The 25772-nt window shown below is 57.5% G+C and carries 20 protein-coding genes, 1 tRNA gene and 1 pseudogene; 11 read left to right on the top strand and 11 right to left on the bottom strand.

Annotated elements, in window-relative coordinates; genetic code table 11:
• Nucleotides 1-17 precede the first annotated feature (17 nt).
• Nucleotides 18-986: a Gfo/Idh/MocA family protein gene (locus tag ACM6I5_RS08705; protein WP_414883602.1), complete on the bottom strand. Its 969-nt coding sequence runs from the start codon at nt 984-986 to the stop codon at nt 18-20.
• A gap of 16 nt (nt 987-1002) precedes the next feature.
• Nucleotides 1003-1890, bottom strand: a complete 888-nt coding sequence (locus tag ACM6I5_RS08700; RefSeq protein ID WP_414883601.1) for a Dyp-type peroxidase — start codon at nt 1888-1890, stop codon at nt 1003-1005.
• A gap of 186 nt (nt 1891-2076) precedes the next feature.
• Here ACM6I5_RS08700 and ACM6I5_RS08695 point away from each other — a divergent pair, with 186 nt between their 5' ends.
• The 4 genes from ACM6I5_RS08695 (at nt 2077) to ACM6I5_RS08680 (ending at nt 8304) form a co-directional block, all read left to right on the top strand.
• Nucleotides 2077-3702: an NADP-dependent glyceraldehyde-3-phosphate dehydrogenase gene (locus ACM6I5_RS08695; RefSeq protein ID WP_017339205.1), complete on the top strand. Its 1626-nt coding sequence runs from the start codon at nt 2077-2079 to the stop codon at nt 3700-3702.
• Between the two features lie 44 nt (nt 3703-3746).
• Nucleotides 3747-4790, top strand: coding sequence for an FUSC family protein (locus ACM6I5_RS08690; protein WP_414883948.1), 1044 nt, complete (start codon nt 3747-3749; stop codon nt 4788-4790).
• Nucleotides 4791-4973: 183 nt separating this feature from the next.
• Complete coding sequence (locus ACM6I5_RS08685; protein WP_414883600.1) at nt 4974-6977, top strand: hypothetical protein; 2004 nt, start codon at nt 4974-4976, stop codon at nt 6975-6977.
• 91 nt (nt 6978-7068) lie between these two features.
• Nucleotides 7069-8304, top strand: coding sequence for a hypothetical protein (locus tag ACM6I5_RS08680; RefSeq protein ID WP_414883599.1), 1236 nt, complete (start codon nt 7069-7071; stop codon nt 8302-8304).
• Nucleotides 8305-8307: 3 nt separating this feature from the next.
• Here the strand turns inward: ACM6I5_RS08680 and ACM6I5_RS08675 are convergent, their stop codons facing one another.
• Nucleotides 8308-9198 carry a DMT family transporter gene (locus tag ACM6I5_RS08675; protein ID WP_414883598.1) on the bottom strand — a complete coding sequence of 297 codons (891 nt, stop codon included), beginning with the start codon at nt 9196-9198 and terminating at the stop codon, nt 8308-8310.
• A 135-nt stretch (nt 9199-9333) separates the two neighbouring features.
• On the opposite strand from ACM6I5_RS08675, the gene ACM6I5_RS08670 reads away from it, so the two are divergent.
• A complete protein-coding gene (locus tag ACM6I5_RS08670) occupies nt 9334-9771 on the top strand; it encodes an Lrp/AsnC family transcriptional regulator (RefSeq protein ID WP_008028095.1) in 438 nt (145 codons plus the stop codon).
• Nucleotides 9772-9836: 65 nt separating this feature from the next.
• Here the strand turns inward: ACM6I5_RS08670 and ACM6I5_RS08665 are convergent, their stop codons facing one another.
• The gene (locus ACM6I5_RS08665) at nt 9837-10508 is read right to left on the bottom strand and encodes a Bax inhibitor-1/YccA family protein (RefSeq protein ID WP_414883597.1); all 672 of its coding nucleotides are present in this window, start codon (nt 10506-10508) and stop codon (nt 9837-9839) included.
• Nucleotides 10509-10631: 123 nt separating this feature from the next.
• Here ACM6I5_RS08665 and ACM6I5_RS08660 point away from each other — a divergent pair.
• Nucleotides 10632-10719, top strand: a tRNA-Ser gene (locus ACM6I5_RS08660).
• Between the two features lie 272 nt (nt 10720-10991).
• Here the strand turns inward: ACM6I5_RS08660 and ACM6I5_RS08655 are convergent.
• Nucleotides 10992-13118, bottom strand: a complete 2127-nt coding sequence (locus ACM6I5_RS08655; RefSeq protein WP_414883596.1) for a TonB-dependent siderophore receptor — start codon at nt 13116-13118, stop codon at nt 10992-10994.
• A 169-nt stretch (nt 13119-13287) separates the two neighbouring features.
• On the opposite strand from ACM6I5_RS08655, the pseudogene ACM6I5_RS08650 reads away from it, so the two are divergent.
• Nucleotides 13288-13713, top strand: a pseudogene (locus tag ACM6I5_RS08650) (ABC transporter substrate-binding protein); the annotation flags it as partial.
• Nucleotides 13714-13893: 180 nt separating this feature from the next.
• Here the strand turns inward: ACM6I5_RS08650 and ACM6I5_RS08645 are convergent.
• On the bottom strand, nt 13894-14796 hold the full coding sequence (locus ACM6I5_RS08645) for a LysR family transcriptional regulator (RefSeq protein ID WP_414883595.1): 903 nt from the start codon (nt 14794-14796) through the stop codon (nt 13894-13896).
• Between the two features lie 109 nt (nt 14797-14905).
• On the opposite strand from ACM6I5_RS08645, the gene ACM6I5_RS08640 reads away from it, so the two are divergent.
• Nucleotides 14906-16333, top strand: coding sequence for an aldehyde dehydrogenase family protein (locus ACM6I5_RS08640; protein ID WP_414883594.1), 1428 nt, complete (start codon nt 14906-14908; stop codon nt 16331-16333).
• 30 nt (nt 16334-16363) lie between these two features.
• Here the strand turns inward: ACM6I5_RS08640 and ACM6I5_RS08635 are convergent, their stop codons facing one another.
• From ACM6I5_RS08635 to ACM6I5_RS08615, 5 genes are all read right to left on the bottom strand, one after another.
• On the bottom strand, nt 16364-17263 hold the full coding sequence (locus tag ACM6I5_RS08635) for a LysR family transcriptional regulator (protein ID WP_017339242.1): 900 nt from the start codon (nt 17261-17263) through the stop codon (nt 16364-16366).
• A 122-nt stretch (nt 17264-17385) separates the two neighbouring features.
• Nucleotides 17386-18522: an FAD binding domain-containing protein gene (locus ACM6I5_RS08630; RefSeq protein ID WP_414883593.1), complete on the bottom strand. Its 1137-nt coding sequence runs from the start codon at nt 18520-18522 to the stop codon at nt 17386-17388.
• A 38-nt stretch (nt 18523-18560) separates the two neighbouring features.
• The gene (locus ACM6I5_RS08625; protein WP_414879801.1) at nt 18561-19673 is read right to left on the bottom strand and encodes an alkene reductase; all 1113 of its coding nucleotides are present in this window, start codon (nt 19671-19673) and stop codon (nt 18561-18563) included.
• A 38-nt stretch (nt 19674-19711) separates the two neighbouring features.
• Nucleotides 19712-20356, bottom strand: coding sequence for a DsbA family oxidoreductase (locus ACM6I5_RS08620; protein WP_414883592.1), 645 nt, complete (start codon nt 20354-20356; stop codon nt 19712-19714).
• A 112-nt stretch (nt 20357-20468) separates the two neighbouring features.
• Nucleotides 20469-21386, bottom strand: a complete 918-nt coding sequence (locus ACM6I5_RS08615) for a LysR family transcriptional regulator (RefSeq protein ID WP_414883591.1) — start codon at nt 21384-21386, stop codon at nt 20469-20471.
• 240 nt (nt 21387-21626) lie between these two features.
• Between ACM6I5_RS08615 and ACM6I5_RS08610 the strand changes: the two genes are divergently transcribed.
• The 3 genes from ACM6I5_RS08610 to ACM6I5_RS08600 are packed head-to-tail and all read left to right on the top strand — an operon-like array spanning nt 21627 to nt 25614.
• Nucleotides 21627-22901 carry a c-type cytochrome gene (locus ACM6I5_RS08610; RefSeq protein WP_414883590.1) on the top strand — a complete coding sequence of 425 codons (1275 nt, stop codon included), beginning with the start codon at nt 21627-21629 and terminating at the stop codon, nt 22899-22901.
• Entirely contained in the window at nt 22898-23362 is a 465-nt protein-coding gene (locus ACM6I5_RS08605; RefSeq protein WP_414883589.1) for a (2Fe-2S)-binding protein, read from the top strand. The genes ACM6I5_RS08610 and ACM6I5_RS08605 overlap by 4 nt, the downstream gene beginning before the upstream one ends.
• Complete coding sequence (locus tag ACM6I5_RS08600; protein WP_414883588.1) at nt 23359-25614, top strand: molybdopterin cofactor-binding domain-containing protein; 2256 nt, start codon at nt 23359-23361, stop codon at nt 25612-25614. The genes ACM6I5_RS08605 and ACM6I5_RS08600 overlap by 4 nt, the downstream gene beginning before the upstream one ends.
• The last annotated feature ends 158 nt before the right edge of the window (nt 25615-25772 follow it).

Genomic DNA, 25772 nt, shown 5'->3' with positions numbered 1-25772 from the left:
TGCGATCTTTGGTTTTTTTAGCCGCGCTTGAGAATCTGGTCCATCACCCAGTCGGTTTTCAGAGCCTGTTCGGCTACCGCGGGATGCTGCGCTTCGCCACGAATGTGCGCATTCATGCCCAGCACGTGATGCCACTGGATGTGCTGATGATTGTCGATGTCCAGGCGGAGGGATTCCTCGGCTTCGAGTACCACCGGGTGCTCATCAAAGACCGAAAAGCTGATCCGCCCCTTGCTGCCAATCACCTCGACCCGATCCTCACGACGGTCCGCGACAAAGTTCCAGCAACCCATGCCCATCGCCCCCGACGCAAACCGCCAACTGGCGCTGACGGCGTCTTCAGCGGCATACAATCCAGCCTGCCGCGCGGTAAACCCGGCGACTTCGACGATGTCGCCGAGCAGGTACTGGAACAGATCGAAGCCATGACTGGCGAGGTCGGCGAAGTAGCCGCCACCGGCTATCGTCGGGTCGGTGCGCCAGTTGTCCGCGCCGCCGAGATCAGCAGGCGATGGCGCCTTGGTGAGCGTCCAGGTCAAGTGCCGGACCTCACCGATCCGCCCCTCCTCCAGCCATTGCCGCACTTGCTGGAAGCGCGGCAGCGAACGTCGGTAGTAGGACACGAAAAGATGCAGCCCGGCCTCGGCGAACACCTTCTGCATTTCACGGCTCTGCCCGGCATTCAGCGACATCGGTTTCTCGACGCAGCAATGTTTGCCGGCAACAGCCACCATCAGGGCATAGGCGTGGTGACTGTCGGGTGGCGTGGCGATGTACACCGCGTCCACCTCGGGATCGTTGATCAGCGCTTCAGCGTCGGTGTAGACCCGGGCGATGCCGTGGCGCGCGGCATAATCGCTCACCGCGTCCAGTCGCCGCCCCATCACCGCCACCAACGCCGAGCCGGGTGCCTTGTAGAAGGCCGGCCCACTCTTGCGTTCGGCGACGCTGCCACACCCGATCATGCCCCAGCGCACCACGTTCATATTCACTCCTTGATCGTTACCCGATGCGCAGTGCGCGCAGGTCCAGATGACCGTCCTTGAGCGGCGGGCACCAGTAGTAACCGCCGGTAATCGGCCGGCTGATGCGGTACAAACCGTCGGTGATGCCGTCTTCCAGACCGCTCATGCGCCGCAGTTGCGCTTCGAAGGCATCGAGGGAAAAACCGAACGCCAGGAACATCAGGCCGGCACGATCCCCTTCGATCCACGGCATCGAACGGCGCACCACGAACGCTTCGGGGGCGAAGCTTTCCTGGGCGGTGCGTTTGACGTGGGCGGAGATCGGCGCGTCATCGATTTCTTCGTTGTCGCTCAAGCGACGGCCCATGATGTTGTCCTTCTCATCGGACGGCATGGCGTGGAAGCCTTTGAGGTCATGCTGCCATTGCTGGATCGCGGCGAAGCTGCCACCGACCAGACCGTCAGCGCCTTCACCGACCAGCGCAGCAGCCACGGCGGCTTCATCGTGCGGGTTTTCGGTGCCGTCTTCGTAACCGGTCAGGTCGTGGCCGGTCATGTGGCGGAAGGTTTCGTTCATCTGCACCAGACGCAGGGCAGGCGCCAGCGCGGCTTCGATGGCATTGCTGCGATTGAGCAATTCGCCACGGTCGACGCCATGCAACCAGCACCACAACGCGTGTTGGGTCGACGGATTGTCGACGCCGACGCCGGTCAGCGCCGGAAACGGCCGCAGCCCTTCGATCTGCCCGTGCAGCGCCTTGACCAGGGATTCACCGAAACCGACCACTGCCGATTTCCCGTCCACCAGCTGTGCCAGCTTGTCGAGCGCGGCCGGCAGTGCATCGACGGATTCCAGCGCGAAGAACATATGACGGGCTTGAGGCGGTACTGGGGTGGCGAGAATGCCCGGCTGGTAGTAACTCATATGAACTCCTTAAGAAAGAGCGCGAAGTTTACCCGCAGCGTTCGCCGTTGTGTGTTCTCAGGTCAAAAGATCGCTGGTTCGTGAAATCCGGACTTAAAAAGTCGGGTCAATAAGGCGTATAACCCTTGAAGTGAATTCTGAACTGCAAGCCGCCAGCGCATGGCTTACATCACATGGAGTAGCGACATGACCACAGCACACATCCTCGGCAACCTGTTTCCCGACTCCAGCGACATCCCGGAAAAATACCGCCTCGACGGCCAGACCGAGCAACGTGAATACCTGGTCGACGGCGAACTGAAAACCTGGTCAGGCCCCCTCGCCCAAGTCCGCAGCCCGGTGTACCTGACCGGTGAAAATGGCGACGAACAGGTCATCCTCGGCAGCACACCGCTGCTCGATGCCGACACCGCACTGACCGCCCTCGACGCCGCCGTCCGCGCCTATGACCGGGGCCAGGGCCTGTGGCCGACCATGCGCGTGGCCGAACGCATCCAGCACGTCGAAACCTTCCTCGGGCGTATGCGCGAACAGCGCGACGCGGTGGTCAAGTTGTTGATGTGGGAGATCGGCAAGAACCTCAAGGATTCGGAAAAAGAGTTCGACCGCACCTGCGACTACATCGTCGACACCATCAACGCCCTCAAGGAACTCGACCGCCGCTCCAGCCGTTTCGAACTGGAACAGGACACACTCGGCCAGATCCGCCGCGTTCCGCTGGGCGTGGCGCTGTGCATGGGGCCTTACAACTATCCGCTGAACGAAACCTTCACCACGCTGATTCCGGCGCTGATCATGGGCAACACCGTGGTGTTCAAGCCGGCCAAGCTTGGCGTGCTGCTGATTCGCCCGCTGCTGGAGGCGTTCCGCGACAGCTTCCCCGCCGGGGTGATCAACGTGATCTACGGCAGCGGCCGCGAAACGGTCAGTGCGCTGATGGCCAGCGGCAAGATCGACATCTTTGCGTTTATCGGTACCAACAAAGCGGCCAGCGACCTGAAAAAACTCCACCCGAAACCGCATCGTTTGCGTGCTGCGCTGGGCCTGGATGCGAAGAACCCCGGCATCGTCTTGCCCGAGGTGGATCTGGACAACGCGGTGAACGAAGCAGTCACCGGGTCCTTGTCCTTCAATGGCCAGCGTTGCACCGCGCTGAAAATCCTCTTCGTCCACGAAGACGTGGTCGAAGCGTTCATCGACAAATTCAATGCCAAACTCGCGAGCCTCAAACCGGGCATGCCGTGGGAAAGCGGCGTGGCCCTGACGCCGCTGCCGGAGTCGGGCAAGGTCGACTATCTGCACGCGCTGGTTGCGGATGCCGTGAGCAAAGGCGCTCGCGTGGTCAACCCCAATGGCAGTGAAGCCCGCGCCTCCTTCTTCTATCCGGCAGTGTTGTTCCCGGTGACGCCGCAGATGCGTGTCTATCAGGAAGAACAGTTCGGCCCGGTGGTGCCGATCGTGCCTTACCGGCATCTGGATACGGTCATCGATTACGTCCTGGAGTCGGACTTCGGCCAGCAACTGAGTATCTTCGGCACCAACCCGGTGGCGGTCGGCCGGCTGGTGGACACCTTCGCCAACCAGGTCGGGCGGATCAACCTCAACGCCCAGTGCCAGCGTGGCCCGGACACCTACCCATTCAACGGCCGCAAGAATTCCGCCGAAGGGACGTTGTCGGTACATGATGCGCTGCGGGTGTTTTCGATTCGCACGCTGGTCGCGACCAAGTTTCAGGAGTCCAACAAAGACTTGATCAGCGAGATCATCAGCGGCCGCAGTTCGAGTTTCCTGACCACCGATTACATCTTCTGAGGACAACGAGCCTGAGCACCTTCAGAACCCAAAGACTGCCACCCCTGTTGCGCCGGGTACTGCGTCCGTTACTGGACCCGTACCGGCGCTATCGCCACGCCAGGCTGATTCACGCAGTGCGCGTATCGCTGGGGTTGCTGGCGACGATCCTGCTGACCACCGGCATCCACCTGCCCCACGGAGAGTGGGCGTCGGTGACGATGCTGGTGGTGATCGGCGGTTTGCAGCACCACGGCAACATCGGCAAAAAAGCCGCCGAGCGCGCCATCGGCACCTTGATCGGCGCAGGCGTCGGCCTTGTGTTGGTGGCGCAACAGGTCTGGCTCGGGATGCCGTGGCTGACCTATTTTGCGATGTCGGTGGTCTGCGGATTCTTCTCGTACCACGCCATTGGCAAGGGGGGCTACACGGCGCTGCTGTCGGCGATCACCGTGTTTATCGTCGCAGGGCATGGCGATAACCCGGTGACCGACGGGCTGTGGCGCGGGGTGGATATCCTGATCGGCATTGCCCTGGCGCTGGCATTTTCCTTCGCCCTGCCGCTGTACGCGGTTTATTCCTGGCGTTACAACCTGGCCGATGCCCTGCGCGATTGCGCGACGGTTTACGGGCGGATCATCAATGGCCAGCCCGTCACCGATGACGAGAACGTGAAGTTGATGAATCGATTGAATGCGGTGATGGTGCAACTGCGTTCGCTGATGCCGTCGGTCTCCAAGGAAGTGAAGATATCCATGACCGAGCTCGATGCGATTCAGCGACATTTGCGGATGTGCGTCAGCACTCTGGAAATCCTCAGTAACACTCGACCGGATACCAATGACCCCGCCGCAATGGCGAATCTGCAATCGGCGCTGAAAGCGGAACATCGGCTGATTCGGGTGCAACTGGTGGGGATGGCGCGGGCGTTGAAGTCCGGCGCGTCGCAACGGCTCAGTCGACCCGCCGAACTGCCGGCGGATTCAAGCCTTGACGAACCGGTCTATAACCCGCTGGACGGCTACCGGTTGTTGATCCGGCAACTGGCCAGCAACATTGGCGAGATGCGCCAGCGTCTGGCCAAGACTGCGCCGCGCTGGAATATTTGAAGGTGTTGTAGAGCGTCCTGATTGCCTGACGAAATGCAGGCTGTCGCGGAGAAAGGTTCGACGACGCCATTAACTACACCTCGCTGCACGCAATAAGCTTTTTTTGATAGTCAGAACAATCCCCACCATTAGAATAACTGATGCTTATGGAAGGTTTAAATTATTCAACTAAAAGGAATTAGTTTGCCAAGCAATAGCATATTCCGCCCTCACGCCCCCTCCTCTTCATTTACGTTGGCGAATGCAAACGCCAAACACGAAAACAATCAGCCCGAACATGAAAAAATAGCCGGCCAATTACTTCAAGCTTCCAATGTAACAGAGTCGATAGTAATCCTTGATCCAGCTTTCGCATCCGAGCTAAAAAATCGAACCACAGCCTTCATCAACAAAATAACTGACTGCCAGCCTGCACATTTTTTAAAAGAACCTGATATCGCTACCACGATTTTGGGGCAGTTCAGTACCACCAGCACAATTCCGAATCGCTTTCGCCCTATCGAGGGTTTGAGCCATGCAGAAAAAACGGACTACAAGCAGGTATCAAATGCTGAACAAACCAACATTCTCCGCTGCAACCTCCTATCATTAATAGACGAAGACCTGCAAGAGGCATTCAAATCGATCCTGAGCGAATGGGAGATGTTCGGGCTATCGGCATGCGAAATTGATTTACAAACTTACGGAGACTTCAAGACACTCTATGATGAAGTAATGGAAGAACATGCCATCATAAAAGAGGATTACTCAAAAGTTGACTTCTCTGCCCAGAACATAAAATCCAAAATTACTGACATCCGTTGCCTCAATGCAAAAATAACACCGTTACAGATTTTTAAAGCGGCGTACCAACTCGGAGACATACCTGCTGTTGCAAATTTTCGTTTCATGGACAATCCCGCCAGCAAAGACGATGGCAAATATAGAGAATGGATGTTTCACTTCGACAACAGTAACTATGCTGCCGAGTTCAAGCTGATCACTACTCGTATAACAGACACGTTAAAAGCGAACCAAGAGCAATGCCTCGCAGCCTTCCCTTACAACACCAGCCAATTCATTCGTTTTACCGGCACTGAAGCAGCGACAAAATTTCCAACAATGGAAATACTGGAAAATGAAATCAGCCATGTTTCGGACGCACGTTATGTAGTCATCAAGAATCCACATAACAACACTCCAATCGAGACCGGAATCCGGACCGAAATGATCGCGCATCATCGTTCAGCCAGTAATAAAGAGGGGCTGGATCAAGGCGAGCACAGAAGTGCCGAATTAATGACATTTCATGGTATTGGCCGTTGCCAACCTTTTCTTTCCTCACAAGAATTAGACCATGCCACGACGCTTACGCCCTTGCAAACTTTCGTATTGGGTGGTTTTAAGAACAGCGACCCTGAAAAATTCATCGAATACATGACTCTTGAAAAGCAGGCTGTTAACAATCAACTGCATGAACTCATCAAAGCAAACCGAATCAAGTCCATAGAAAGTATAACAGTTGCAAAATTCAGCCCTGCTGGCACGGTCGTGGTAAACGAAGCTGTATTCAAAAAGCAAATGGACACTTACGACAATCTCCCAGAAGTCATTGAACAAATTCCTCGCCTGACAGGAGGCAGCGACGACCTGAAAAAAACCGTCTTCCAAATGGTCCCGATGCTAATGAACTTCGACCAGAATGCCGAGTTAAAACCCGACTGTTCGGAAAACAGAGCTTTTCCAGCCCGTACCCAGATTCGAGAGAGAACCAACGAAGGCTTCTGCGCGCCTTTGCGTCGAGATCTGGAGCAGGTGCAGTTTAATATCCACCCAAGCTACCTGCTTCGAATGGATGAAATCATCGACATTGCGAAAAACATCCATGAGCTTTACAGGGATCACTCTGCAATACTTAAGGAACGCCCACACGACAAACAGCTCTTGCAATTATTTGAAAGTCGAGCAGAACTAGCAAAAGAATACACAAACCAACTGCCATCAAGAGCGTCACTCCCTGAAACGCACCAGACACTTTCTCTTTTTATTTATTACATGATTGACGACCTCGACAAAGCGGCTCAATCACTGCTCACAAACAATATCAAAATGAACGCTGACCAAATGAACAGGGTAAAAGATGCGCAATGTAGAATATTGCAGCACTTTGTTACCCACCGCCTTCTCAATGACAGTATCCCACGCTAAGACCGGTCCGCCACCGCTATCAATATAAGCATCAAAAGCAATCAGCCATGGTGGTATTAAATAGCTGAAATTGCATACCGAGAGATTCCCGATGATAAACTGCAACTCTAAAGTTTCGGTCTGCACATTCAACCCCATCACTGCAGACAAAGAGCCGAATACCGCTCAATTGACTAACAGCAAAGACAAAGGTTCGTTTATTAATATTGCAGACGTGCGCGGGACTGGTGGTGGAATTGAAAAAATGACCCACCCCTCCGCTCAGGTCAGTGAAACAGATCTTTTTTCACCTTACATGATCGAACTGCTCGGTAAAACAACGGCACTGGCTTTCGCAGAGAAAGTACTTCAAGCGCCCAGACAGCAGCTGCTGGATAGCTTGGGAATTGATGACACTCAAAAGACGGAACGCCAGACCAAACTGCATTCAGACCAGATTACGATTTCCCGTTTTTATACACACTCAGTAGAGCCGAAGCCGTCATCCATTACGTTAAATGGGTCGCCTTTTATTGAACAGGAACCGACCAATCCATACTTCATTAATCAAAAAATAATCACGCCTGATTTCAGGGTTCATCGTGACAATGAGGACGCACACAGACTCAACTTGTTGCAGTGCAAATCAAGGGACGACAGCGAAGTATTCTTCAATAAAGAGCCTATTCTGCAACTACAACAGTACAACGCATCCACTTACTCACATGAGTCCCATTTACGGGATGATGGCAAATTACAAAATAATGCACACTATTTCACCGAGATGGTTAGTTATTTAGCTCAGAGGGGTAGTCCAGGTGATTTCATAGTACAGAACTCACTGGAGAGCAGTTCCGATAGAACAACAGCGCATTTTCAGTACATTCCCGATGACGTCATCCTTCCCATATTTGCACATACGCCGCGAAGCAGTGACATTTCAGAGGCGAAGATCATGGACTGGTATCTACCATCCGTGTGGAGCACATTTGATCTTAGTGAGCCTGACTGGATAGACGCCAGCAAAAAATTACAACACCTTTGCCAAGAACTCCTGGATAGTCAACACATCAGCACTACGCCGCTTTTCAGAAAGCTGGAGGGCGAAAGAGTTGATGCTTTTCTTATTTTCAAAAAAGATTGTTCAATACAATGGAACATGACTCCAGAGAGTATTCAGAATACGCCTGGGTGGTTGGAAGCCAGTGGCATATTCATTGCCAACAGTGGAAAGTCCGAAGTTTTTGAAAGACTAGGGGCCCGCGCTTACTATGAAAGTTACCGCGTAACGGCTGAGAGCATGGATACCATCAACCGTATTTTCGCGGATGTGCTCACTCGACACTGATGACTATGCGGCCACGCGTCGCAACTTCAGGCTCCAGCCCTGCTGCATACCCGCAGCGGCCAGCAAAATGGCGGCGACACCGATCCACTGCAGCGTTTCCAGGCGATGGCCAAAGGCAAACCAGTCGACGAAAATCGCCGCAATCGGGTAGATGAACGACAACGCGCCGGTCAGTGCCGTCGGCAACTTCTGGATTGCGCCGTACAGCAACACATACATCACGCCGGTGTGAACAACGCCGAGTGTCACCAGGCTGGCCCAGGCACTTGGTGCTTGGGGCAACGCGGAAAAGTGCGCGAACGGTGCGAGCAACAACACGCCGGTGCTGACCTGAATCAGCGCAATCAGGTGCGGTGGTGTACCGGTCAGGCGTTTGATGATCAACGCGGCAATCGCATAAAGGAAAGCAGCGCCCAGCGCCAGCGCGATGCCCATCAGGTAATCATTGCCGCCCTCGCCCTGTTCACCATGCGCACTGACAATCGCCAGCATCCCCAAAAACGAAATGCCCAGCCAGAACAGTTTTTGCAGGGTGATTTTTTCGTTGAGGAACAGCGCGGCCAATCCGACCAGCATGAATGGCTGAACGTTATAGACCGCTGTGCCGATGGCAATCGAGGCGCGGGAGTAAGAGGCGAACAAAAGCACCCAGTTACCGACAATTGCCACGCCGCTGAGCACGGCCAGCAGGAAGGTGGTGCGGGTAAGAATGCCGGGGCGCAGGAAGCCGAATGCCGCGCAGATCAGCAATAACGTGCCGGCGCCGAACACACAACGCCAGAACACCACGTCCAGCACCGGCTGCCCGGACACCAGCACAAACCAGCCGATGGTCCCGGAAATCAGCATGGCGGCGGTCATTTCGAATGACCCGTGACGAATTGTTTTGTCCATCATCAGACTCCTGTGTTTGAGCCCAAAGTATGTCAATCCGCTGGGGGGCTTCTCCAGCGCAAAAAGCAGGCTAAACTCGGTGTCTGCCTTTTTTATCAAGGCGGTTTCGATTAATTGCCTTACAGAGGTTGCGCCATGACTGATGATATCGACCAAGTGCTGATCACGGCGTTGATGGAAGACTCGCGGCGTTCGCTCAAGGCCCTGGCGAACCTCAGCGGCCTGTCCTCGCCCAGCGTCGCCGAGCGTTTGCGCCGCCTCGAAGAACGCGGCGTGCTCAAGGGTTACACCGTCGAGATTGATCCCAAATGCTTTGGCTATCAACTCCAGGCCATCGTGCGTATCCGCCCGCTGCCGGGCCAGTTGCAGGAGGTGGAGCGGCAGATCCAGGCCATCCCCGAATTCACTGAGTGCGACAAGGTGACCGGCGACGACTGCTTCATCGCCCGCCTGCATGTGCGCTCAATGGAGCAGCTGGACACCCTGCTCGACCGCCTCAATACCCACGCCGAAACCAACACCGCGATCGTCAAGAAGACCCCGGTCAAGCGACGGTTGCCGCCGATGGCGTAAGCCTCTCCTCAAATCGCAGACAAAAAAAACCCGCTTTCGCGGGTTTTTTATTTCACGCCTTGCGATTAATCGTCGCGGCTCATGATGCCGAAGATCTGCAACAAGCTGATGAACAGGTTGTAGATCGATACATACAGGCTGATGGTCGCCATGATGTAGTTACGCTCGCCGCCATGAATGATGGCGCTGGTCTGGAACAGAATGCAGACCGACGAGAACAGCACGAAACCTGCGCTGATCGCCAGTTGCAGCCCGCTGATCTGGAAGAACAGGCTCGCCAGCGTTGCACCCAGCAACACGAAGAAACCGGCGGTGATGAAACCACCGAGGAAGCTCATGTCCTTGCGAGTGATCAGCACGTAAGCCGACAGACCGCCGAACACCAGCGCCGTCATCGCGAACGCCGAGCTCACCACTTCCGCGCCGCCCTGCATACCCAGGTAACGGTTGAGGATCGGGCCTAGCAGGAAACCCATGAAACCGGTCAGGGCAAACGCCGACACCAGGCCCCACGCCGAATCACGGAGTTTGTTGGTAAGGAAGAAAAGGCCGTAGAAACCGATCAGCACCACGAAGATATTCGGGTAGCCGACGCGCATCTGCTGGGCGACAAACGCCATCACGCCGCTGAATGCGAGGGTGAGTGCGAGTAAGCCGTAAGTGTTGCGCAGGACGCGGCTAACCTCTAGCTGCCCAGCCTGCACGCTGTTATTAACTGCGTAATCCTGTTCGCGCATGGCGACACTCCTGTTGGTTTGAAACGTTCAGTCGCAAAGATCATAACAGACGCTCTGTAACAAGCCATGCAGAGAGTTTGACAGTGTGTTTCATTCAGGTATTATGGCGCCCGCAACGCAAACGGAGGTGTGGCCGAGTGGTTTAAGGCAACGGTCTTGAAAACCGTCGACTGTAACAGGTCCATGAGTTCGAATCCCATCGCCTCCGCCATCTTTATACGACAAAGCCCTGATTATTCAGGGCTTTGTCGTTTCTGGCATTTGGGAATTTTGCTCCTCCCACTCTGGATCATTCGCATCTTTTCGTCAGTTTGCGCAACCTTGCTCAAGCGGCCATTGAATCCAACTCCAAATTTGCGCACGGCCTAAAACGCCTTAACCTGCAATTGTCGTCTATGCGGGCGGAACGAACTCTAGCGCTGGCGCACGTTGCTTCATCTCCCGCGTTATCGCGGAAGGCTCGGCGTGCACCAGCACTGCACGCTACAAGGTGTAGGAAATGCCAACTTGTACTGTTCGCGGTGCCCCCGGATAGGCATAGACGTTACCGAATGCGCCTTCTTCATAGTCACGATCAAACAGGTTTTTCACGTCAAGATTGAGCCGCACCTTGTCATTGATCTTGTAGAAGCTGAGCAAATCGACAACGGTATAGCTGCTCATCGAAAACGCGGTGTTGGCGGTTTGCCCGGCGCGCTCGTCGACGTACTTGAGCCCGGTACCCAAGCCCAACCCCTTTAGGGTGCCGTCCTGGAACTCATACATATTGAGCAGACTGAAGCTGTTTTTCGGGATGTTCAGCAGGCGCGTGCCAGAGCGCAGCACGTTGTCTTTGGTCACTTCGGCATCGACATAGGCGTAGCCGCCAATCACGCGCCATTCGGGCGTGAGGTTGCCGGCAACGTTGACGTCGAAACCACGGCTGCGCACCTCGCCGGCCGCAACGCTGAAGGTCGAATCAACAGGGTCGGTGGTCAAAACGTTGCGTTTCTCGATCTGATAGATCGCCGCATCGACACTCATCTGCTGATCCAGCGCTTCCCACTTGATACCCATTTCGTAAGACTTGCCCTTCTCCGGCGCAAACCCGCCGCCCTCGCGGCTTGCGCCGGTGTTGGGTTTGAAAGAGCGCGCAGTGTCGGCATAGACCGCCAATGTCTCGGTCAGGTCGTAGGTCACGCCGATGCGCGGGGTCACCGCGTTGTCACTGGCCTGCCAACTCTTGCCGCCGGGCACGTAGGTTTCGTAGTCATGTTCGAAGCGTTCGAAACGCGCCCCGGCCAGCACCTTCAATTTGTCGGTCAATGCCACTTGATCCTGCACGAACGCGGCATAGGTCTTGAGGTTTTCCTTGTCGTGAGTCGGCGTGCGGGTGAGTGCCGGACGTGGCTGGCCATACACCGGATCGAAGATGTCGATCGGGTACGCACCGATAGCTCCGCTGGAGCGTTGAATGATCGACTTGTAGTCGTAATCCTCGTACTCGATACCGGTGAGCAACGTGTGCTGCAAACCAGCGGTATCGAAATGGCCGGTCAGATTGAGTTGGGTGTCCTTGTCGGTCCACTCCAGCTTGCGATAGTTGAAGTTGCGCCCTAACGTGCGGCCGTCATCGGCAATGCCGTTGGCCTCGACCGCGTTGCCCTTGAGCGAACCATCGAGCCACTGGAAACCGCCCCCCAGCGTCCAGTCGTCGTTGAGCATGTGTTCGAAACGCAGTTGCGCCATGTTGTTGTCGTTGTGCAGTTTGCCAGCGTCTTTTTCCCCAAAAAAACTGTCGCGGGAGGCGGTGCCAATCTGTTTGCCGTAACGCGTAACGCCTCGATCCAGAGGCGCGTTGTTACGCATGAAATCACCTTCGAAAATGAGCTTGGTCGCGTCGGTTGCCTGCCACGTCAGCACAGGAGTGATACCGTAGCGCTCGTTTTCGACGTGATCGCGGAAAGTGTCGCCGCCCTCGCCCACTACGTTCAGTCGATAGGCCAGGCGCCCCTCTTCGTCGAGCGGGCCGGAAGCGTCCAGCGTGCCGCGCTTCATGCCCTGATCGTTGAGTTGACTGCCCAGGGTGACGGTGCGCTCGGGCAACGGCTGTTTGGAAACCACATTGAAGGTGCCGCCAGGATCACCCCGACCGTAGAGCATGGTGGCCGGGCCGCGCAGCACTTCGAGTCGCTCGATGGTGTTGGCATCCGGCATGTTCGGGTAGCCGCGGTTGATCGGAAAACCGTTGCGGTAAAACTCGCCGGTGGTGAAGCCACGAACGGTAAACGTGGTCAGGCCCTGCCCACCGAAATTGTTCGCCCGCCCCACGCCCCCGGCGTAGTCCAGCGCGTCCTGCAAACGGGTGGCGTCCAGATCCTCGACTGCATCCTTCGAGACCACACTGATCGATTGCGGGGTTTCATGGATCGACGTGTCGGTACGCGTGGCGCTGGCCGAGCGCGTCGCCCGATAACCCTGCACCGGGCCGTCCGCCCTTTCGTAATTCGCGGTACCGATAACATCGGTTGCGTCCAGCTCAAGCGTTGAGGGAGCTACATCCGTTTGTTCAGCCCATGAGGAAGACGACAACGCTTGCAGCACACAAATGGAAAGCAGGGTTCGACGCATGGAGAGAGAAACCTTTACGAATAGGCCAATACAGGGAGTGAAACCGCCAAAAACTCCCGCGCATGCTATACAAAACCATTCGCAATTAACACTTATTCCCATTCACACGCAGAGAACAGCATCGATAAAGTCATCACTTCCTTGAGACAAGGGAAGGACCAGGTTGAAACAAAAGATCGACGCGATCCTCTCCTCCATGTCGATCACGCCCGACCAGCTTAAATCAGTCGATTTCAGCAAAAAGTACTATCACACCCCCGGCAAACTGGCGATGAAGGCCGGCACCGTCATTAACAATCCACTGGTTGACCTCAAAAGCAAGCGGGTAGGCGTTCAGCGCGCTTTTACCTACGATCGCTATGCCAGTGACAAATTTGCCGCAGCGGGTATTGAAGTCGTGCGCCAAGGCTCCCAAGGTGAAGCGTTCCAGGACCTGGCGTCCGGACGCCTGGATGCCACCCTTGCCGACATCGTCAATATCGATGAAAGCTTTATCAAAACCGACGCAGGCCAGGGCTTCGCATTGGTAGGCCCCGACGCAGAGGTTGTCTCGCTCCTGAAACCATTGGGGGCACGGGTAAACAAAGGGGACGCGCTCTTTGACGTCTACGATCCGATCACTGACCGCCATACACGAGTTTGCGCACGGTAGGGATGGCCGTTATCTGCCCCCACCGCACAGATCCAGACGTGAGCAACTACCGCATACGGCTCGTGCCAAGAGCACTTGGCGCGAAGCGATCCTCAGGATTCGAGTGTGCACTCGTCGCCCGAATCAAACCGGATTGGGCCGCAACTCGTGCACCAGATCAATCAGTGCGCGCAATCGCGCCGGCACGAAGCGATGGCCCGAGTAGTAGAGCCTCAACCCGCCAAACGACGGGCACCACGGCATCAGCACCGGCACCAGGGCCCCGCTTGCAAGTTCTTCCCGGATGAACCCCTCGGAAATGAAACCGATGCCAAGGCCCGACAACACGGCCTGTTTGATGGCCAGCAACTCATTGAACACAAGGCGCACCGGCAGCTCCATCTGCAACTTCTGGCCGTCGCGCTCCAGCTCCCAATGGTAGAGACCTCCGTGGGCCATGCGCATGCCGATGCTGTGGTGAGTGAGTAGGTCTCGGGGATGCTCGGGCACGCCATGGTGTTCAAGATACTCAGGCGCAGCCACCACGAGCATTCGCATGTCACCTGACAGCGCCACAGCAATCATGTCTTGCGGTACGGACTCTGCCAGGCGAATCCCGGCGTCGAAGCCCCCGGCGACGATGTCGACCATGCTTGACTCACTGACGATGTCGATGCGCACCTCGGGATAGCGCTGAGCGTACTGCTTGAGCAGCGGCTCCAGCAGCAGGTAGGCCGCGCCATACGGTGCATTGATGCGCAGTGTGCCGCTGGGTTCGTCGGGGCCGACGCTGGCCTCTTCGCCGGCACTTTTGATCTGCGCCAATGCAGGGGCAATGCGCTCCACATAGCGTCGCCCGATGTCGGTGAGGGCAACGCTGCGCGTGGAGCGATTGAACAGGCGCACTTTCAGGCGCGCTTCCAGGCCGGCCACTGCGCTGCTCACGGCGGTGGTGGACATGCCCAATTCCTGTGCCGCGCCTCGAAAACTGCTGCGGCGCGCAACGGCCAGAACCACTTCCAGCTCGGTCATTCCTGTTCTGTGCATGGATTGTCCTGAAAATGCGGATGCTACATAAGCCAAAGGATAGCTTATCGGAACAATAAGCCCCTCATAGACTTCGCTGCACAAAGGCTCATTTGAACGAGGAATCGCCATGCAGCGCATTGAACACATCTACATCAACGGCGAGTTCGTCATACCGCACGGTCAGGAATGGTTCGACCTCCATAACCCGAGCACCGAGCAAGTCATCGGTCAGGTTCGGCTGGGCGATGCACTGGACGCACAACGTGCGATCGCAGCCGCCAAGGCCGCATTTCCGACCTGGTCTCGCACCCGTCGGGAGGAGCGCATTGCGGCACTGGAACGCATGCACCGGGCCATGGCGGCAAGGGAGGAAGAACTGCTGGAAGCCATCCTCATGGAATACGGCGCGCCTGCGGTTCGCGGGCGCTGGATGGCGACTTACCCGATGGATGTGATTGCGCAAGCGATCGATGCGCTGAAGGCGTTCGATTTCGAAGAACAGGTCGGCATGGCCAAGGTCATTCTGACGCCCGTGGGCGTTACGGGTCTGATCACGCCCTGGAACAGCAATGCGGGCTTCATCTGCAACAAGCTGGCCACCGCGCTGGCGGCAGGCTGCACCGCCGTCATCAAGCCCAGCGAGATGAGCGCGTTGCAGACACAGGTCGTGATCAGGGCGTTGCACGAAGCGGGGCTGCCACCGGGTGTATTCAATATCGTCAACGGACGGGGCGATGTGGTTGGCGAGGAAATCGTCCGTCATCCCGACGTTGCCAAGATTTCGTTCACGGGTTCGTCCGCTGTCGGTCAGCATCTGGTAAGAACCGGCGCCGACACCATGAAGCGCGTGACGCTCGAACTGGGCGGCAAGTCGCCCACCGTGGTGCTTGACGATGCGGATTTCCAGGCGGTCATGCCAATGGTGCTGCAAGCCGGATTTCTCAACAGCGGCCAGGCTTGCATCGCGGGCACTCGCATCCTTGTGCCGCGCCGACGGTTGGCAGAGTTCGAGAGGGTTGCGAAGGCGTGCGTCTCACAGATCCAGTCGGGTGATCCACGCAACGCCGACACCGACATTGGCCCAATGGTGAGCCAGAAACAATGGGAACGGGTGCAGCGCTACATCCGTAGCGGCCAGGAAGAAGGCGCGCGGTTGCTGGCGGGTGGCGAAGGTCGCCCGGAAGGCTTGCACGCCGGATGGTTCGTGAAACCGACGATCTTCACTGATGCCAACAACCGGATGCGCATCGCGCGTGAGGAAATCTTCGGCCCCGTGCTGACGATCATCCCCTACGAGGATGATGCCGATGCGATCAGCATTGCTAACGATACGGACTATGGGCTGAGCGCCCTGGTGCTGGGAAAGAGCCACGAACGCTGTGTGAATATCGCCCTTCAGATCGATTCGGGACGTGTGCTCATCAACACCCTGGCCCACGAACCGCGTGCCCCCTTCGGTGGTTTCAAGCATTCAGGCCTTGGGCGGGAAATGGGCCGGTGGGGGATGAGCGCGTATCTGGAGCCCAAGACATTGGTCACGTTTACCGCCCCATAAATCGCTGATTTGACGCCAATGACAATGTGCTCAGGGGGCGAGTATTTCCTGCAGAAATTCAATGAACACATTGATGCGACTGGAGCCGCGATGGTTGGGCAGATACAGCGCGTTGATGCAGGTGCTCGCACTCCCTGGGTTGACTTCATACTGCTCCAGCACGCGAGTCAGCCGACCGGCGCCAACATCGTCACGCACCAGCCAATCGGCCAACAGCGTCACCCCGCCACCCGCCAATGCGGCCTCCCGCAGGATGTCGGCATTGTTGCTTTGCAGTCTTCCCTGCACATTCAAGCGGATGATTTCTTCATCGCCCTGGAATGTCCAATTGTGGTGACCCATGCGGTAATCAAACCGCAAGCATTGATGCTCCAGCAAATCACGAGGGTGATGGGGCAGTCCGGTGCGCATCAGGTAGTCGGGACTCGCCACCACCCAACGCTGGAAATCACCGACCTTCTTGCTGACGATGTCATCACTGACGACCGAAGAACCGAGACGCACCGACACATCGATCTGCTCGCTGAGCAGGTCACTGACCTCGTCACTCAGCGAGAGGCTGATCTCCAGGCCGGGATGGCGATCGAGCAGCCGGCTCAAATGGGGAGCGATGATACGCCGGCCGAATTCCACTGGAACGCTGGCCCGTAAACGCCCTTGGGCTTCGCTGCCACGGTCGGCAACGACGGCGTCGGCTTCATCGATGGCTTCGAGGATCGCCACTGCCTTGTCGAAATAGCTCTGCCCCGCCACCGTGACACTCGTGTTGCGCGTGGTGCGGTTGAGCAGGCTGGCGCCCAACTCACTTTCCAGCCCCGCGACCTGCCGCGTCACTGACGAAGTGGAGATGCCGAGCTTGCGCGCGGCTGCCGAGTACCCCCCACAGCGGACCGTTTCGACAAACATTTTCAGCGCCAGCAACTTGTCCATAAGCGAAGTCCATGATCGAAAAGTAATAATGATGACTATGCATGACCCGGCACGGGGTGTCTTGCATGGCTGTGCTCAACCCCGGGACTCACCGCAGCGAAATGCTCAATGTCCAATACGGGTCAGCTGATGCCCATGATCCGGTTGCCCATGCTCACACCCCAGTCTCCCATGCGTTTGCCTTCTGCCAGTTGCAGTTGCTGCCAGGCCAGAAGGGCTCTGTCGATGTCGCCTATGTCGTCGATCGCTTGAGCCAGGGCCAGTGCATTGCGGGCCGCCTTGGCCGTGCTTCCGGCCGTGTGAGGGCGCGGCACAAAAGCAGCGTCACCCGTCAACAGCACGCGGCCAAACACCATTCGAGGGACGTTGAGATCAAGGATTGCCTGCACGAAAATATCCTTGGTCTGGCGAATCAGTTCACGAAACGCCGGATTCGCCTGCTGCTCACCCATTTTCCTGATGTAAGCCTCCTGCTCCATTGCCAAGGCGCCCGGAGGAATGGAGTGGCTACGCCGATGGCCCTTGTTATCGGTGAGCACAGCGTCTAATTCTGCGCCCTGCGCAGCCTTCAAATACCAGAGCCAGTTGAACCGTCGCTCGCCGGGATCAACCGAGCCGTTCAGGCCCGGCACCATGTATTCCAGCATCAACGATTCGGGGTCCTGCTGAAACACAAAGTCCTCGTAGATTTGTGCCTTGGCGAAGTCTGGAAGTCCGTCTTCATCGACTAATCCACGCCAGACCACATAGCCTGAATAGGAATACCCGGCCCCCGGCAACACCAGACTTCGCACAGTCGACCCTGCCCCATCGGCGCCGATCAACACGTCGCCCTCGGCACTGCTGCCATCTTCAAACATCGCGGTCACGCGTTGCTCGTTTTGAACCAGATCAACCAGCGTTTTACCCCGGTGATAGTGCTCGGCAGGGAACGCAGAGAACAATGCGCTGTACAGCGTGTTCCAGGACGTCTGGGTTTGCGGCATCGACTCCTTGTGCACGACGGTGCCGGCCCGATCCAGATACAGGCGATCATGGGACCGGACCCCGAGCGCATGGGTATGTTTGATGTCCGAATAGCGAAAATGCTGCAAGACATCCGCTTGCAGGACAATGCCTCCGCCACGGCTGTCCATCGCCGCGGGGGAACGCTCGAAAATATCGACGTGCCAGCCAATCGCACGCAACGCCGTGGCGGCGAACAGCCCTCCCAGGGAACCACCAATGACCAGGGCCTTCGGAACGTCTGCACTCTTCATTACCTTTCTCCTCGTAGCCTGGTGATTCCCACGTTGCGTTATGCCAACACCGGATAGTCGATGTAGCCCTTGGCGTCGCCGCCAAAAAAACTGCTGCCGTCCGCCAGGTTGAGTTCGTTACGGCCACGCAGGCGCGCCGGCAAGTCGGGGTTGGCAATGAACGGGCGACCAAAAGCGATCAGGTCGGCACGCCCCTGTGCGATGGCCTGTTCGGCCGTTTCGCCGGTGTAACCACCCGCCAGCATCAGTACGCCGTGGAAGTCAGTGCGTAGCTGTTTGATGATGGCGTCCCAGCGTGGATCGTTACTTTCGTCGAGCACGGTGCCGACCATCATCGGTTCTACCAAGTGCAGGTAGGCGAGATTCCAGTGGTTGAGTCGGGAGGCAATGTAGCCGAAGGTCTGTTCCGGGGTGTCATCGTCCATCCCCATGAAGCGCCCCATCGGTGTCAGGCGAACGGCGACGCGTTCGGCACCGACTTCTTCGGTCACGGCCTCCACCACTTCAAGCAAAAGCCGCGCACGGTTTTCGATGCTTCCACCGTAGCGATCACTGCGCTGATTGCTGGCGCTGTTGATGAATTGATCGAGCAAGTAGCCGTTACCTGCATGGATTTCCACACCGTCCATACCGGCCAGAAGCGCATTGCGAGCCGCCTTGCGGTAATCGGCAACGATCGCTTCGATGCCCGGAATATCAAGTTCCTGGGGAATAGGTACATCACCCCAAACCCCCTCGCCCTTTTCATTCAGGATGAACGTCTTGCCCGGCACCGGCTGCGCGGTCGGTGCCACCGGCAAGCCGCCGTTGGGTTGAAACACCGGGTGCGACACCCTCCCCACATGCCAGAGCTGCAGGAAAATGCGACCGCCTTCTGCGTGCACGGCTTCGCTGACCGCTTTCCAGCCCTGAATCTGCTCGGCGCTATGAATGCCGGGCGTCCAGGCGTACCCCTGGCCCTGCTGCGAAATCTGGGTAGCCTCGGTAATGATCAACGCCGCGCTGGCCCGCTGACGGTAGTACTCGACGTTCATCGAGGTCGGTACGTTGCCAGGCTGGCCCGCCCGGGAGCGCGTCAGCGGCGCCATGGCGACGCGGTGATCGAGGGAGAGTTGGCCGAGTTTGATGGGGCTGAACAAGTGATGGGTCATGATGAATTCCTGAATGGCTATGGATTGAAAAAAACGGCTCAAGCCGCCTGGTTTCGTCTCAGTATCTGGATCATTACTTCGACGGGCTGAGCGCCACTGATCGTGTCGCCTGCGATCTGAATACTCGGAACCGAGCGCACACCGGATGCCCTGGTCATGGCTTCAAGTTTCAACACTTCAGCAGTGCCTTCATCGGTGTTGAGAAAGTCGACAACTGCTTCGCGGTCCAGCCCTGCTTCGGCAGCGATGTCCGCGAGCACATTGAGGTCGCCGATGTCCCGCCCTTCGCCGAAGTACGCCTTGAAAATGGCCTTGACCAGCAAAGAAGCGTCTCGGCCCGCCTGTTGTTCTCGCCATACCAGGCGATGGCCCGCCAGGGTATTGGGGGTTTTTTCGATTTGCTCATAATCGAATTCATGACCGACAGCCCTGCCGGCGTGGGTAACCTGAGCATCCATGGCCTGGCTACGCGCCCAGCTACCGAATTTGCCAGAGCGATAGGTTTTACGATCCATGCCCTGAACAGGCATGTCCGGATTCAACTGATAAGGCAGGAAAACAACCTGGCGATCCGTTGAAAAATTCGAAGCGGCCAGTGCGCGTTCCAGATGCTCTTCACCGATCCAGCACCAAGGGCAGATGAAGTCGTAAGTCACGTGAATAGTGGATGGGTGCACACTCATGAGGGTCTCCATGGTTGAATGTTTTCACACCCCCAAGGTAGGTGCCCGGACCCCGTCAGAGAATCCATCGGCTGCACAACGCAGCGTTTCGCAAAACGCAAAGGTGGGGAGATCACCCCACGGGAAGGCTGTCTGAACCGAGTAATTCGGTCAGGAAATCAATGAACGTATTGATACGTTTCGATCCGCGATGATTGGGCAGGTACAGAGCGGAGATCGCCGAACTCGAACTGTTCGGATTGACGACAAATGCGTCAAACAAGGCGGTCAGGCGACCGCTGTCAATGTCATCGTCGACCAGCCAATCCGGCAACAGCGCCACCCCGCTGCCGGCCAGCACGACTTCACGCAAGATCTCGGCATTATTGCTCTTGAATTGCCCATCGACGGGGACACGGGTCTCTTGACCCTTATCGGCAAATGTCCAGACCTGTTGCGACGTGCCATAGCTGAAGCACATGCAGTCGTGTTGCATAAGGCCCATGGGCTGGGCGGGAAATCCTCGCGCATTCAGGTACTCCGCGCTGGCAACGACCCGGCGTCGAAAGCTGCCGATGCGGCGACTGACCACCGCTTCCATTGCCGCTGGCGACCCCAACCGGATCGATAGATCGATGCGTTCGGCGAGCAAATCGACGATGTCGTCGGACAGTGTCATGTCCAGGATGAGCATAGGGAAACGCTCTAAAAGCGCGCAGATGTGGGGGGCGATGAGGCGGTGTCCAAACGCCACGGGCACTGAAATACGCAACTCGCCTGCCGGGACTTCTCCCCGATCCGACACCGACTCGTCAGCGTCCGCCATGGCGTTCAGGATATCCCGGGTTTTCAGGTAGTAAGCACCACCGACATCAGTCAACGTGACTTGCCGGGTAGTACGATTAAGCAGCACGGCACCGAGGTCATCCTCAAGCCTGTCGATCATTCGGGTCACTGAAGAGGTGGCCAGATTGAGTTGTCTGGCGGCAGACGAAAAGCCCTTGGAGTCGACCGACTGGACGAACATTTTCAGCGCGAGCAGCTTGTCCATGAACCTCCTTCAATGTCATCGATACGCTCCTTGAGGACCTATCTTTGGACATCGACTGGGACTGCGCGAGTTAACTGTTGTTAATTCTGCCGTCGTTGCGCCTGGCGCAATGTAGCGTTGCGCCTTGGTGGGGTACTCCATCACAACCGCCCTCTCTAAGCTCACCCTTCAGAAGTCGCCGTAGGCCAATCGCAAGCGGCGGATTGAAAAATCTGTCGTTAACTCAGGCGAGGTAAGGCGATGAAGCGCAAGACGATCATCGGTGCCATTCTGGCAATCGGCATCGTGGGGACAGGGTTCGCCTTCTGGATGATGTGGAGGCCGGAAATTCCCGTCGCCAGTCAGCATCAGAGTGCAGGCCGCGAATCCATGGACAGGGGCCGACGCGTTGTCGAAGCGGGAGACTGCGCGGTCTGCCACACGCGACCAGGGGGTGCTTACATGGCGGGTGGTTTGCCGCTGATAACGCCCTTCGGAACACTCTTCACCACCAACATCACCCCGGACCGGGAAACCGGTATCGGCGAGTGGTCGCTGGACGCCTTTGAGCGGGCTATGCGCGAAGGCATCGCGCGCGACGGCCATTTTCTCTATCCGGCCTTTCCCTATGTGCATTACCGAAAGATGAGCAATGCCGATATCGCGGATGCCTACGCCTTCCTGATGAGCGTGGATCCGGTGAAATACACCGCCCCTGAAAACCACATGATTTTCCCCATGAACTTCCGTCCGCTGGTGTCTTTCTGGAACCTGTTGTTCCTGCATGGTGAGCCGCTGCAACCACTGCCAGACCGCTCAGCGCTCTGGAACCGTGGACGCTATCTGGTCGAAGGCGCCGGGCACTGCTCGTCCTGCCATTCGCCGCTGAATCTGATTGGCGGGGAGAAAAGCAGCGAGCTGTTCAACGGTGGTGTCGTTGATGGCTGGACGGCCCCTGCCCTGCGCGGAATGGCCACGGCGGAACATCCCTGGAATGAAGACCAGTTGGTCGCCTACCTGACGGGCGAGGTCGCCGAAGGACATGGCGCAGCGGCAGGCCCGATGTTACCGGTCAGCCTGAGCATCGCGCAGATGCCAGCAGAAGATGCCCATGCCATTGCGCAGTACATTCTCGACCTGAAAAAAACCTCTTCGGAGGCGCCATTGCCGCCTTGCATCTCTGAGCCCAAGCCCGATGCCGTCGCACTTGCCGGCGCCTCGTTGTTCGAAGGTGCCTGTGCAAGCTGCCACGGCAGTGCCGCACCGATGCGTGTCATTGAATCAAGACCTGCTCTGGCCAGCACTTCGGCAGTGACGGCCGAATCGCCACGCAATTTGATCCAGACCATCCTGCAAGGCATTCCGATGTCCACCGCCGCTGCGAGCCACTACATGCCGGCCTTCGCCCATAGCCTGGACGATGCCGACGTGGCTGCAATTGCCCGGTATCTGCGCAACGAGAGCTGCGCGACCAGGCCCTGGAAGGACTTGGAGAACACTATCAAGAGCATTCGGGCACAGGAGCAGCAACCGTGATCACACTCGACATCAACGGCAAGACTCATGAACTGGACATCCCGGAAGACATGCCGCTGCTGTATGCCTTGCGCAACCAGGTGGGGCTCAATGGCGCTAAATACGGCTGCGGCTTGGGTCAATGCGGCGCATGCACGGTCTTGGTGAACGACAAACCGGTTTTTTCATGCCTGACACCGTGCGGTGCGCTGGCGGGAAAATCAGTGCGTACCGTGGAGAGTCTGGGCAGCGCCGAACAACCGGGACCGTTGCAAAAAGCGTTTATCGACGTCCAGGCAGCCCAGTGCGGTTATTGCATCGCGGGGATGATTGTACGGGCACAGGCTTTGTTAGAGACCAACCCTCAGCCGGACGACGAAACGATCCGTCGCCACATGGCGCCCAACTTGTGCCGCTGCGGCACCCATGTGCGGATCCTCGCCGCGATCAAGTCGTTCATCGAGCAGGGAACCAAGGTATGAAAACCTTAAAGCAAGACGTCAATCTGAGCCGCCGCGCCTTCGTGATAAACGGAGCATTGGTGATGGGGTTCGCGATGCTTCCCGGTATTCCGCGCGCCTTCGCTGACACCGAAGTGGACACCTTGGGCACGCAAATCCTGGCGCCTGACCTGCCGGGCAGCCTGCGGGCCACGCCCTATCTGGACGCCTGGATCCGCATTGACGCGAAAGATGGCATCACGGTCTACACCGGCAAAGTGGAGCTGGGCACCGGCGTCAAAACTGCGCTGCTGCAGATCGCTGCCGAGCGCCTGGAAGTGTCGCCCGGGCTCATCCGTTTTCTCACTGCAGACACCGCGCTGACGCCCAATGAAGGCTATACCGCCGGCAGCCATACGATGGTCGACAGCGGCACTGCGTTGTTCAATGCCGCGGCCCAGGTACGTCAGCTATTACTCGAATCTGCGGCACGACAATGGCAACAGAAAGTCGATAGCCTGAGCACGCGGGACGCCGTGATCTACGATGCGCAAGGCCGCAGCATGACCTATGTGCAAGCGGTTGTCGGGGTTCAACTGCATCGCTTTGCATCGGCCAACTCCCCCTTCAAGCCAGCCGACAGCTTCACCCTCATAGGCACGTCACTGCCTCGGCTGGACATTCCCGCCAAGGTCAGCGGCGGTGCGGCGTATGTGCAGGACATGCGCCTGCCGGATATGCTGCATGCCCGTGTGATACGTCCACCCCGGCGCGGCAGCCAGTTGCTGGACATCGACGAGGCCGCCGTCAAGCAACTCCCCGGCGTGGTGAAACTGGTCCGCAACGGCAGTTACCTCGCCGTAGTCGCCACGGATGAATGGCTGGCGGTCAAAGCCATGCGCGAGGGCTACGCCAGTGCCCGCTGGACAGAAGGGAATCCGCTGCCCGACTCGACACACATCCATCAACTCCTCACCGAGTTGCCTGCACGGCGCTACCCGGTGATTGCCAAAGGAAACCTCGCTCAACCTGCACCGCACGCCTACAAGGCACGGGTCACCAAACAGTACCTGATGCACGGTTCAATCGGGCCGTCCTGCGCGGTGGCCTGGTTCAAGGACGGAACACTGACCGTCTGGACCCACACTCAAGGTGTCTATCCTTTGCGCGCGGGCATCGCCGAAATGGTCGGCTTGCCAGCGACTCAGGTGCGTTGCATCCACACCGAAGGCTCCGGTTGCTATGGCCACAACGGCGCGGATGACGCCGCCGCCGATGCTGCGCTGATCGCCATGGCCCTACCGGGCAAGCCGATTCGGGTGCAATGGATGCGCGAACAGGAAAATCTCTGGGAGCCCTACAGCTCGGCGATGCTTGCCAACGTGGAAGCAGGACTGGATGACAGCGGACGCCTTCGTGACTGGAAATACGAACTCTGGAGTACTCCGCACAACGAGCGCATCGTCAATGCCGGGCGCCTGTTGCCGGCCTGGCTCCTGGCAAGCCCCTTCACCCCTGCCCCTTCGATCCCGATTGCCCAACCCGAGGGCGACGGCGACCGTAACGCGGTTCCGTTGTATGAGATACCCAACCTGAAGGTCGATCTGAACTTCGTTCTGACCATGCCATTCAGGACCTCGGCCATGCGTTCGCTCGGTGCCCATATCAACGTGTTCGCCATCGAGAGCACCGTCGATGAACTGGCGGCGCAGGCCAGCGTGGATCCGGTGCAGTTTCGTTTGAATCACTTGACCGATCCGCGAGCTCGCGCGGTGGTGGAGCGCGTGGCAAGTGAGTTCCGCTGGCCGCAAAAAGCAACCGGCCCCGGCAGCGGGATCGGCTTCGCCTTCGCCCGCTATAAAAACATCATGGGCTACTGTGCGATCGCCGTGCAGTTGCATGTGCAGCGCCAGACCGGGCAGATAACGATTGATCGCGTCGTCACCGCCGTCGATGTGGGGCAAATTGTCAGCCCCGATGGGCTGCTCAATCAGATCCAGGGCGGCATCGTGCAGTCCGCCAGCTGGACGCTCTATGAAAGCATCCTCTATGACGCCACTGGCATGCACAGCTTCGACTGGAGCGGTTATCCGATCATGCGTTTCCCCGAGTTGCCGCAACGGGTCGAGGTCCACATGATTGATCAGCCGAACCAGCCTTTTCTTGGTGCTGCGGAAATCGTCCAGGGTCCCATGGCTGCGGCGTTGGGCAATGCAATCAGTGATGCCACCGGCAAGCGCTTGCTGGATCTGCCGCTGGCGCGACGTGGCTGGCAGGATGCACTGGGATCATGATCTATCCAGCTTCAGAATAAAAAAAGGGCGGTCAAGGATCACTTGCTCCGCCCTACCCCCATCAAGGGAAATGTTGCTCTTCAATAAAACACGCCGTTGGAAGAGAACGACATGTACACGCAACACTCGTTAAAGTGCTGCCTGTCAGTTGCGGCAGC

It is taken from the genome of Pseudomonas sp. IT-P171, from assembly GCF_949767765.1.
GTDB lineage: Bacteria > Pseudomonadota > Gammaproteobacteria > Pseudomonadales > Pseudomonadaceae > Aquipseudomonas > Aquipseudomonas fluorescens_B.
The sequence above is the reverse complement of the archived record's forward strand: the minus strand, read 5'-3'. Positions and strand labels throughout refer to the sequence as shown.